This is a genomic window from Selenomonas sp. oral taxon 892 str. F0426 (assembly GCF_000468035.1).
In the GTDB taxonomy this organism is placed as follows: domain Bacteria; phylum Bacillota; class Negativicutes; order Selenomonadales; family Selenomonadaceae; genus Centipeda.
This window is the reverse complement of the sequence record NZ_KI260540.1, coordinates 1-12370: the sequence shown is the minus strand read 5'-3', so window position 1 is coordinate 12370 and position 12370 is coordinate 1. Positions and strand designations below refer to the sequence as shown.

Annotated in this window: 2 protein-coding genes; both read right to left on the bottom strand. The window is 56.9% G+C overall.

Translation table 11 applies throughout. The features are described from left to right. Positions 1 to 10213: hypothetical protein (locus HMPREF1992_RS06975; protein ID WP_021685171.1), on the bottom strand; the 10213-nt coding region annotated here is incomplete at its 3' end. A 77-nt stretch (positions 10214 to 10290) separates the two neighbouring features. Further along, positions 10291 to 12370: autotransporter outer membrane beta-barrel domain-containing protein (locus HMPREF1992_RS10955; RefSeq protein ID WP_021685170.1), on the bottom strand; the 2080-nt coding region annotated here is incomplete at its 5' end.

Here is a 12370-nt window from a genome sequence, read left to right as displayed (position 1 = left end):
TCGGAACATCCGGCTTCGGAGTATCCGGCTTCGGCGCATCTGGCTTCGGTGTATCCGGCTTCGGAGTATCCGGCTTTGGAGTATCCGGCTTTGGAGTATCCGGCTTCGGAACATCTGGCTTTGGCGTATCCGGCTTCGGCGTATCCGGTTTCGGATCAACCGCCGGTGTATAGGCATAGCTGCCCTGGCCGTTCGACTTGCTGAATGTGATGTTCTCCAGACGTTTGCTTGCAGATGACGTCGTGAGTCCCTCAGCGATCTCAGCCTTACCCGTGAGATTCCTCTCTCCCGTGGTATAGGCCGTATAGTAGAGTTTATTCGCGAGAGCATTCAGCGTCGCACTCACGAGGTTTTTGTCCGCGGCCTTTGTCGACTCTGTATTGAGTCCGACACTGTCCGTGGAGAGAGTAATCGTACTGCCCTCAGCAGCTTTTTCAACCGTGAGTTTGCCGCCGTAGACGGTCGTCGGTGATGCGGCATCATGGCGGTAGAGTACCTTCGTATCTCCGCTGAAGCTGTTGATTGTGAGATCGCCTGTTTCGCCGAGACCTTTTTCGATGATTGATGAAGGAGGCTCCATCTTTACGAAATGACCGCTCAGGCTTGTGCTTTCTCCGAGGAAGCGGTTTGTGCCCGTCATATCAATGAAGCCACCGCTGCCAGAGAAATGCTTAACGCGGCTGATTGCAGAAGTACCATCCTGATTCTTCTGCTCCGGAGTAATCGCATTGTACCATACGGCACCGTTCGCGAGATTGAGCTGCAAATTTTCCCCGATGTTGAAGCCAGTCCATCTTGTGCCCGCTCCACTCATTTCCATGTTCATGACGCCGTTGGAGAAGCCCTTCCAATAGGAGCCGTTCTTCATAAAGAGGTTGACTACGCCAAGCTGCCCCTGCGTTACACCATAGCCATGCGTATCGGCATAGTTGCCAATCCAGTGCGACTCCGGTGTCGAAAGACCAATGCTTACGCGTCCCTTCGTTCCCATACCGCCGTTCGTGACGATATCGCCCTCAAGGACGGCACGGTTCTTTCCTGCACCGTTGGCGAGGCCGTCGGCACCCTTTGTGACATTGAAGTTGACGGTGCCGTAGTTTTCTGTAACGAATTCGCCGTAGGCACGGATCGCTGCCCAGGCACTGCCAGTTGCGCGGATGGAGCCACCGCCGATGTCGACACGTGAGGCGACAGCACTGACGCCTTCGTTTGCTCCGAGCCCCCCCGGATACGTTCCGTCCGCGAGGAGATCGACGAGACCGTCGATCGAAATGCTCGACTCTACGCCCGATGCACCGTTCATCGATTTGATGACGGCAGGACTTGCCTCCTTCTTGCCGACCGTGCGCAGCGTGAGAACCTTGTCCTCAAGATTGTCGCCGCCGTTCTGGATGTGGATGGAGCCACCGCCGTTGACGTAGAGGGTTGGCGCGTAGAGACTGTCCGTATTCGTCCCGCTGATCGTTATCGCACCGGGATTCTTCACGTTGACCTGACTGTCCTTGCCGATCGCGTTGATGCCAACGACGGTAGTGTTTCCTCTGTGTTCGATGTTCAGCTTCTTGCCGTTGAGATCGATGTCGAGTGCCCGTCCGGTATTGACGTTTGAGATGGCGGGGGAGGTCGGCGCTGCCCACGGTCCGCCGCTTACAGTCTCGGTATCGTCCGTACGGATTGTCGTATCTTTCGTGAAAATATACTGACCATCCGATCTGCGAATACCAGCGTTCACGTATGGGATATCATGCGCTGCATCGCCTGTGATGGGGGTTGTGAACTCGGTTTGTGTCTGAGGATTCGGCTGCGGATCGGCTGCCGGCGTATAGGCATAGCTGCCCTGCCCGCTGGCTGCGCTGAACGTGATGTTTTCAAGACGCTTGCTTGCGGACGATGCCGTCAGGCCTTCGGCGATCTCGACCTTGCCCGTGAGGTTGCGCTCGTTTGTTGTATAGGCCGTATAGTAGACCTTCTTCGCGAGGGCGTTGAGCGTCGCACTCACGAGGTTCTTGTCCGCCGCCTGCATGGATGCAGTGTTCAGACCAGTGCTGTCTGTTGTGAGGGTGACGGCACTGTTTGCCGCTGCCTTGCCGATCGTCAGATCGCCGCCGATGATGTTCGTCGGGGTACCGGCTTCGTGGGCATAGAGCACCTTCGTATGGCCGCTGTAGCTGTCGATCGTGATGGGCTTTGCATCCTTCTGGAAAATCACGCCCGCATGATCGGCATCGCTGCCGCCCGTGAACTTGGTCACGCGGCTTCCTGCCCATGTCTGATCCGCCTTTGAGAGCTGTTCATTCGTCCACTGTGCGCCGTTCTGCAGATAGAAATTGAAGTCCGCTGCCTTGAGCGCGGAGAAGCCTCCTGCGCCCGGCACAGTGGAGTTTTCCTCGTAGAGACGTGCGCCGTGCCATGAGGAATCACTTGTCGTCAGAGCCACATTCAATAGGGCGTCGTTTTGGTAGTCAATTAATGTGCCGCCGCCATACTCAACGGCTCGCTTTCCATAGGAACTGACGGCATACATATCGCCCTTGAGGACGGTCTTCTTTGCCCCAACAGCAGAGCCATTCATATTGATGTTGACCTTGCCGCTCGTCTGGCTGACAACGTGGTATTGTTTCGACTTGTCCGCATCTGCCGCTGCTGAGAGAATGCCGCCGCTGATGTTGATTGTACCGCCCGCCTCATAGCCTGTAGAGCCTGCGACACGAAGCACACTGCCCTTGACGTTCTGAATGTCGGCATTGCCCGTCACCGTGATCGTGGACTTACCGTTGAGTGCATGAAGGGCAGAGAGATTGCGCCCGTCACCGGCACCGCCCGATGTCCCGCCTTCGAGCTTCTTGATGGTAAGGCTGCCGTCGATGAGGACGTCACTCGTATTGCCGATGGAGCCGCCCGTCGTGATGCCTGAGACACTCGGGTTCGAGCTTGAGACTTCCTCGATGACGACCGGTCCCTTGACCTTGAGCGAGGCGTTCGCGCCCGTGTAGATTGCAGTCGCGGCGCGCGAGCTGGTGTTCGTCGCCTTGATTGTCAGCTCCTTGCCCGCATCGTTCTTGATCTCTACAGCGGAGTTGGGAGAGAGGCTGATGGCACGTGCAAGCTTTTCACTGCTCAGTGCCTCAAGGCGCAGGCTATGACCGTTCATGTCGACAACCATCGGGGTTGTCTTGTCATAGGAGGACGCACCGGGATAGAGCGCGGAGACAATCGGATTGCCGCCGTCATCCTTTGCATGCGCCTCTGTTGCGCTCGCTGTATAGTTTTTCGTGAGCGTCTTCGTCTGCTTGATTTCCGTCGTCGGCGGCGGCTCGGGCACGGGCGTATAGACATAGTCCGCCTGTCCCGTGGACGCATTGTAGCGCAGTCCGTCACTCTTTGTGTAGGTGCGTGCAGTGCTTGAGGTCGTGAGTCCCTCGCCGACCTTGACCGTGAGGGCGAGATTGCTGCCGTTTGCTGCTGCATCCTCGTAGTAGAGTTTATTCGCGAGCTGCTTGACCACGGCGGAGGTGAGGTTCTTCTCAGCGGGTGTGCCCGAGGTCGTCCAGTTCCAGCCGCCCGTCGCGTTGCTCTTGGCGTCCGTGTGCAGGGTGATCGCGCTGCCGGCTGCCGCCTTCTTGACATGCACTTCACCGCCGTTCACGGTGACGTGCTTCACATCCGTCTCCGTCTCCGCGTCGTGCGTCGTTGTGACGGTATTGCCGTAGAGGAAATAGCCCTTGCCGCTGAAATTGTCAATCGTGAGCTTGTCTCCTGCTGCCGTTCTCGTCATGTCGAAGACGCTCCGTCCGCCCATGCTCGACGCCGCGAGATTCTTCACATGGCTTGTGCCCGTGAGATTCCAGCGAGCGCCGGACGCAAGGTGAGTCAAGTTCAGCTGGGAAGCGGTTCCCGTTCTGCCCTCCCAAAGGGCGTCATTGCCCATGCGGAGATGGACCTCGCCTGCGCTGTTCCCCTTCCACGAGGAATCCGCGGTGTTGAGTCCGATGTTGATGACGCCGTTTTCTGTGCTGAGATCGCCTTCGAGCACGGTCTTATTCGCGCCCGCACCCGTTACAGTCCCTGCACTGTCCGTCGTGACGTTGATGTCGATGCGACCTTTCTTGTCAGTTGTTCCGGAGGAGCGTGCCATGAGCGCACCGTTCGTCGCCCGAATTGTGCCACCCGCAACGCTGATGTCGGACGAAGATGCGTCGAGCGCCGCCGCTGCCTTCGCACCGTCCGCCTCGATGTCCGCAGCTCCGTTGATCTTGACAGAGGAGCGTGCACCCGTCGCGGCAGCCTTGATCACGGCGGTATTTGCAGGTGTGCTGGACTCGGCGCGGAGCCTCACTGTCTTGCCCTCGCGCGACTCGATTGTAACCTTGCCGCCGTCCTTCGCCTCGACAGCAGAGCTGCCCGCAGACTGCGCCGCAATGTCGAGATTGCCCGCGTTCTTGACGGTGATTTCCTTGCCGTCGGCAGAGATGCCTGCGACGGCTGCGGTGTTGCCTGCTGAGACAGTGAGATCATGCCCCTTCATATCGATGGAGAGGGGAGCCATCATATCGTTATTCGTGATGGCGGCAGGGACGCCGTTCGTTGTGATCGATGTCCTGTCCTTCGTAAAGACGTAGCTGCCATCGATCTTGCGTACACCGTCGCTTGCATATACCGTATCGGCAGCAGTATTGGTAATCGGCGCTGTGAAGTTCTCGATCGTCTGATCGTGATAAACGGGCGCGGTCGCACTGTATTCACCGCGATGGTCAGCGCCAAATGCAATGTAGCCGAAGCCGTCCGTCATCTGCGCACTCGATGCAGTCAGGCCTTCGAGCACCTTGACCGTGCCGCTGAGGTTGCGGCTGTCAGAGCTGTCCATGTAGTAGAGCTTCTTTGCGAGCGCCTTGAGGACATTCGTGAGATTGGACGAGGTGACACCCGTATGCTCGGTGATCATCGTCGCGTGGCTGCCTGCCTCCGCCTTCTCGACCTTCACATTGCCGCCCTTGAGCGCGTTTGGCGTGCCGGCGTCATGCTCGAAGAAGAAGTTCGTATGCCCCGCATAGTTTGCGATGGTGAGATCCTTCGCCTCCTTCATGTAGACATTGCCGGCGTGCGCCGTGTCACTGCCGCCCGTGAGTTTCGTGAGTCGGCTTGCGACGAGACCCGGCCGCGTGCCGTAGTGCTCGTTGTACCACGAGCCGCCGTTCTGCAGATAGAGATCTGCTTTGCCCTTTGCGCCGGCGACGATCGTGCCCGTGAGCTTAGAGTCCGCGGTTGTGAGGGCAAGACTTGTCAGCGGGTATTTTCCCTCTTCGGCATCTTCGCGGTGTGTCAGGACATTGCCCTGAATCTCGACCTTGCTCGTGCCGAGAACGCCCGCCTCGTCCATATTGACAAAGATACGCGAACCCTTGCCCACGTTGCGGATGGCGCGATGCTCGGCGTTGCTGCTTTTTTCCTGCTTGAGCGTCAGTCCGTCGAGCTGAGTTATACCTGAACCGCTCGCCTCAATACCTGTGACCTCGTTGCCCGTACCGCCCTTGACGGTGATGTTTGTATCACCATGAACACGCAGAAGGCTGTTGCCAAGGTTGTTGATTCCGTAGGTCTTGCCAATACCCTCAGCGTTAATATTGAGCGCCTTTGCCGTGATATTGATAGTTCCGGCAGTTTCTCCGCCCATGCCGGAGCCGTAGTGGTAAATACCAGTGAGGAAACCGTTGCCTGTCTTTTTCGCCTCGATGGTCAGCGTCTTATCAGCGGCATTGATGGTGATGGGCTCCGAACCCCCAAGGATTGCGCCGTTGTAGCGGTCGGTTTTGATCGTCGTGTCCTTCGTAAAGGTGTAGACACCCTCGGATTTCTCGACCTTGCCAGTGACGTACTCGCCGACATTGCGCGAGGTGATCTGGCTCGTGAACTCCGTCTTCTGCTGCTCGTTCGACGGCTGAGACGGTGTGGCGTTCTCGTCGTATGTACCCTGTCCAGTACTGCCGTCATAGGTGATCGCACCCGCCCATTTTGCAGCAGAGGAAATAAGCCCCTCGTTGACTTCGACGGTGCCGGAGAGATTCGTTTCGCCTTCCTTGTACTTCGCATAATAGAGCTTGTTCGCGAGGGCCTTGAGCACGGACTTGACATTGCCGTCCGTGATGTTCGCGCCGGGATCCGTGCTGAATGTGACGTGCGAGCCCGCCTCGGCGCTCTTGATCGTGACATTTCCACCCTTGATCGCCGGCGTAGATGCCCCATTCTGCTCGAAGATGAAGCGCGTGTGACCGCTGTAGTTGTCAATCTCGATTTTCTTCTCGCCCTGACGAACAACGCCTGCTTTGTCTGCCGTATCGCCGCCCGTGAGCTTCGTCAGCTTGGAAGTGGTGAAAGAAGCATCGCCTGCGAGCTTGTTGGGTTGTATCTCATGCATCCATGTCGCGCCGTTGGTGAGGGTGAGGTTTGTCTTTGCCGCATAGCCCTCTCTCTGTACAGCACCCGTCCATGACGAATCCTTCGTCGTAAAGGATGCGTCGATCGTACCGTCATAACCGGAACTGCCTCCCGCATACATATTGCCTTCGATAGTGAGATCGCGGTTCTTTGCCTGATTGAGGAAAATACTTCCTTTCCCCGCATAGACAGCCCAATAATTTTTCTGCTTCGTATCGTCCTTCGCAGCGATGATTTTACCGCCGCCGATGTTGATGGTGGCGTCTGATGCGATCATTGACGAATAGACTGCACTTCCTGCAACGCCGGAAATATCAACATCTTCCGTTACGGTTACAGCAGCGCCTCTTGTTGTTCCTATGCCATATACATTGAAAGCAGAGGCATGATCTTCATCGCCGCTGACATCCCGAATAGAGAGGTTCTTTAGCGTGATCTTGGAGTCAATTCCCGCATATACGCCGTGCGCGTTCATCTTTGTCAGCTTGACGGAGTCAATTTCCACAGGGGCTTCGATCTTGAGTGTGGCATTTTTTGCTGCGTGAATTGCATCAGCTGCTCGTGCAGTTGCTGCAGTACCATTGGCGCTGAGGTGGAGTACACCGCCGCCTGCGCTGTCTTTGATCGTCAGCGTCTTTCCCTCGCCGGCAAATACCGTGCCAACCGGCTTTTTGTTCGAGGTCATACCGAGCGTCAGCTTATGTCCTGCAAGATCGACGGTGAGATCGGTGACAGCGTTGCCGCTCGCATTTTTTGTATAGTTTGCAAGCGCAGCGTGTTTGCCTCCAAAACCGAAACCACCCTCCAGCTGCGTCGGATCATCATGTGTCAAATCACGCCGCTCGTCCTTCAGCAGCGTATACGTGCCGCCTGTCGCATCCTCCGCCGTGATGGGGGCATGGTGCTCTGCGGCAGGGGAGACGTAGCTGCCTTTGCCGCTGGTTTTAAAGGTGATGTTCTTGTGTGCGGCAGAGGCGGTCAGTCCCTCGGCGAGGGAGAGCTTGCCCGTGAGCTTGCCGTCGGCATGGCTCTTGTAGGTGAGCTTTCCTGCGAGCGAATTCAGCACAGCATCCTCTTGCCCAGACACACCGTTGTTGTCGGTGAAGAGGGTCATAACGTTCTCTGTGCCAACCGCCTTGTCCACGACAATATCACCGCCCTTGATCGTGGTCGGTGTGGCTGTGTCATGCTCATAGACGACGGTCGTATGTCCGCTGTACTCGTCAATGTCGAGTGACTGCTTGTCCTTTTGGTAGATGATGCCGTGCGTCTCCGCCGTATCGCCGCCGTGGAAATGGGTGACGCGCGTCTTGGGCGTGTAGACTTTTTTCCCTGCGCCCTCTGAGACCGTGCCTGCGCCGACATCCTCGATGTCCTGATAATAGCGTTCGTTGCGGCTCTCGTTGATCCACTTCGCGCCGTTCTTCAGATAGAGGTCTGCCTCGCCGCCGTTATCGACAAGACCGTGCAGATAGGACTTGTCCGTGAGGAGCGCCGCCTTCAGTTTGCCTGTGGACAGCGCAAACAGATCGCCGTCGAGCTTCACGTCGGCGATATTGCTGCCTGTTTTTTCGTTGCCAGGTTTTGTGCCGTCTTGCCCCATATTCATGGAGATCTCACCCTGATAGGCGGCAAGGGCATAGTAGCTGTATTTCGTCCCTGCGGGTACCTGAATGGAGCCGCCGCCCGCGATACGCACCGCGCTGCCAACGGCATTCGTCGTGACACCGTTGCCGTAGACGGTCATATCGACATTACCGCCCGGCTTAGTATCACTCATCTGGCTTACAACCACTTGAGCTTTTTCGACTTGTGTGAGGATGCCGGCGTTGTTGAAGCGCGAGAAGACATTCTCACGATTGATTGGAATACCCCATTCGTTCGTATTCGCGCCCGCAATCTTGAGGTTTCCGTTGATCTGGATCTTGGAAGCCGTTGTTGCTTCGTAGGATTTCTCGCCGTGGCGGTCGCTCTTCTGGATAGCGACACCGTTGCCGCCGAGACCGCCCGTCATCGAGATGTTCAGCGGCGCGTTGATGGTGATCTGCGCTTCTGTATCCTTTGCCGCATCAAGATGTACGGCATTCGTCAGCGTATTGCCGCCCTCACGTCCACGCGTGATGATATTGACTTCTTTGCCGTTTACGATGACATTCTTGCCGTTTCCGGCATAGATGCCCGTCGGATTACCGACGCTGTTCTCCACCTGCAGCTGCAGGGCGAGGGCGAATTTCCCAAGATTGAGACGAGCCAGGCTGGTGTTGGAGATGGCGGCAAGCACATTGGTCTTTTTGTCGCCGATCTTGTCCGTACCGATATTGACGAGCTTGTCTGCCATCCAATTTTCAGTCGGACGCTTCGCAATCGTATCCGTATAGTCGCCGCCTGTCTTCCATACGGCGTTCGGGTTCGGAGCGGCTGCCTCCGGCGCGCCGCCGATCTCTGCGGGAGGAGTGAGGTTGACCGTTGCAAGCGGTCCCGTCACATGGTCGGGAGCGAGCATTGCCATGTTGTTAAAAAATCCTCTGGCGCTGCTTGATGCAAAATTTGTCGCCGCCCACGTCTTCTTGGGTGTGGTATCGCCGTCGGTGTAGACCTTGAGATTCGCCCCGTCGGAGACCCAGAGACGCTTTGTATAATACTCGGCGTCAAACTGTCCGATGGCACCACCGTCTTTCAACTCAGCGATAGGGGTATCCACTTTGTCCGGCGTATTCGAGAGCAGATTGGATACCGTCGTCTGATACACATGCCCCGTTGCGGATCCCGGCATGTTGAACGCCAGAATATACGCTGTGCCGTTCGGCATCACCTTGATGTCACGGATGTCCTCACCCGTCCCCATGAGATCCTTGCCCATGATACGCTTCGTGGCGGTAAGTTTACCTGCGTTATCGCGTGTGACTGCCGTTATCTCTGTATGATGCTTGTTGCCCGCCGCTGTCTGCATTCCGCCAAAAGAGGGGACGAAGAGCGTATCATTGAACTTGCTGATGCGGTTGCCGACATTACGCCCGATGCGTGCAGAACTCTTGTATTCAAGCTTGCCGTCGCTCTGGATCTCGTAGTGGAGCAGGTAGCCGTCATCATAGAATTTCCATGTGCCGTCAGGGTTAATCGAGGCGGCGGCATAGAGGTTTTTCCCGTCGACGAACAATGCCTCGCCGTGTACCTTGGCTGCCGACTCCGAACCCGTTTTAGAGGTGGTCGAGCCGTCGTTTGCCGTGATCTCATATGTGCCGTTGAAATCATATCCTGCGTGGTTCTTGATGTCGCTCTTGAGGTCGATCGTGGCAGATGCATCCTCCACAAGGGATGCACCTGTTTTCTTTGCTACGCCGATTTTGCCGAGGTCGTACCCTGTCGCATAGATGAAATTGCCGCTTGCTGCGACGCTGTGTGTATTCGGTGAGGCGGAAATCGCCCCCTCCGCGAGCTTTGCACCGTCTGTGCCGAGCGTATTGGGATCGAGCAGGAGACTCGGCAGTGCTGTGGCACTGAACCCGTATTTACGCCAAATAAGACGGCTCGTGCCATCCTGATGGAAGTTGAACAGAGAGACATCGCCGCCCTGATCCTTCATGACTGCCTTGCGTGGCGCTGCATCGACATTCGTCGTCACGCGTGAACCCGTGACTGCACCGATGTCACTGCTCGTATAGTCCGATGGCACGGTCGCCACGAGATCGGCTGCACAGGCAGTCGATCCGTAGAAGAGGCCGCCGAGCACGAGCGCGCTCAGCTGCAGGCGACTTCGTTTACGAAAAAAACCTTTCGTCATCGTTTGCACTCCTTTGATTTTATAGGAGCAGGAAGGGGAGGGGATCTCCTTCCTGCTCCTATGAGATGCCAAAATCCTTAGAAATTCCAGCGCATGCCGGCGTCGACACGCCAGTCGGTCTTGATGTCGCCGGCGAAGGTCTTCTCAAAGCTGCCGTAGATGTTCGTACGGTCGCTGAGTTTCATCGTGCCGCCGAGCTGAACGCCGATCCATGTGTCTTTGAAGTCCAGATGCGTGCTCTTCGTCTGCGTCGGTACGACGTAGTCCGTCGCGAGGCTGCCCGCGAACTCGTGATAGAGAGAGAGTTTCGCGAAGCAGGTGCTGCGCTCCGTCTCCCTGCCGAATCCGATGCCGATGCGCCCGATGAAGCTGTTCATCGCGCCCTGTCGGATTTCGAGATCCGGATACGATCCGCCATGGAATGTGTAGCTGCTGAGTCCCGTGTAGTTCGCACCGTTTAGATGCGTGTAGATGAGCTCTGCCTGCGGCTCGATGTAGCTGCCGCCCGCCATGGCGATGCGTTTGCCATACTCTGCGGACATGGACATTCCCAATGTCTTGTAGTCGCCCTTGACATAGAGGCCGTCGGGGTTGGAGACGGTGAAGTCGTTCGAGAGGCGGCCGATCTTTGCGATAAGGTCGACGTATGCGCCGTCCTTGCCCGACCATGTACCGTAAACGCCGAAGTTGCCTTCTTTGTTCTTGCCGCTGCCGTATGTATAGGATGAGCTGCCACTCATGTAGCTGCCCGCGACACCGACGCGCCAGTCCTTGCTCGCCTGTTTGTCATAGCCGATCTGGATGGTCGTATAGTTCAGGCTATAGTCCATGCCGTCCTTGCCGCTGGATGATTTGCCGCGATAGACGCGTGCCCAGAGACCTGCGTCCTCGGGAGAAAGTCTGAGATCTCCCATGCGCTTCATGAGGTCGTTCGCCTCGGCACGCCATGCCGTTGCAGACGATGCCATGGCGGACTTGACCCCACGCATGACCTGCGTCTCGTAGCTGCCGATCAGGGGACGTGCGATTTCCTTGACACCGCCAGCTGTCCCCGTCGCAGGATCGAGGAGCATCTGGTACGTTACTTCGGATTTCAGAATGCCCTCGCCGATGACGACGTCAAGGTCGAGGTTCTTGAGCGCATTGTTCTGGATGTTCGTTGCGGGGTCACCCGTATAGCGGAACTGACCTGCAAGTGCAGCGGCGACTTTCTTTTCTGCTTCGCCTGTTTCACCAAATGCTTTCGTTGCGAAGGTAAGACGATTCTTTGTGCCCGTAACGTTCTGCACCTGGAGTTTGCCCTTGTGTGCGAGCGTCAGATTGCCGTCCTTGTCCGCCGTTCCTTCGTAGAATACGGTCGCATTTCCCGTGTAATTCTTGATGTTCAGCAGACCGTCCGACTGCTGAACGATGCGTCCGCCCTCTGCTGTGAGATTGGTAATGTCCGAAGCGTCTGTGACGTTCCACGTCGACGTAGAGCCGATGGTGATGCTCCGCTCCGAGGGGGCGGTTGCTGCAACGGGGGTCATCCTTGCCGAACGCAGGAGCGACGGCACCTGCGTCATCTCAGTGAGGCTGCCTGTAAAGACGGTGTTCTTTCCTGTGAGATCGATATTGAGCATACCACGCGCGCGGATGTTGCTCCGGAGTGCGGAACCCTCACCTTTGAGCTTCAGGTTCAGCGTCCCGTTTGTCTGCGTGATGTCACCGTCGAATGTGCTCTTCTTGCCGGTGTCGTCCAGTGTGATGGTACCGCCTTTGTTCTCGACGGCACCCTTGATGTCGAATCCGGAGGCGATGTTAACGAGAGAGCCTGCTGCAGCATGAATGGTGCGGCGGCTGGTGACGCTGCCCGTATCAATGGAAACGCGGTTTCCGCTGATGTTCACTTGGCTGTTTGCACCTGCATCAATGCCGTATTTCGATGCCTGAATGTTCAGCGTTGCATCGCTTCCCGTTTTTACGGTGATTGGAGCGGATGCCGAGGCTGTGATGCCCTTTGCTGCCACGATGGTCGACGTAAGATCGAAGACATATGTATTGTCCGCCTTCTTTATGCCGCTCTTCGTATAATCGGCATCCGCAGTATCGCCGATGCCCGTCGTGAACTTGGTCTGTGGCTGCGGCTTCGGCGTATCCGGCTTCGGTGTATCTGGC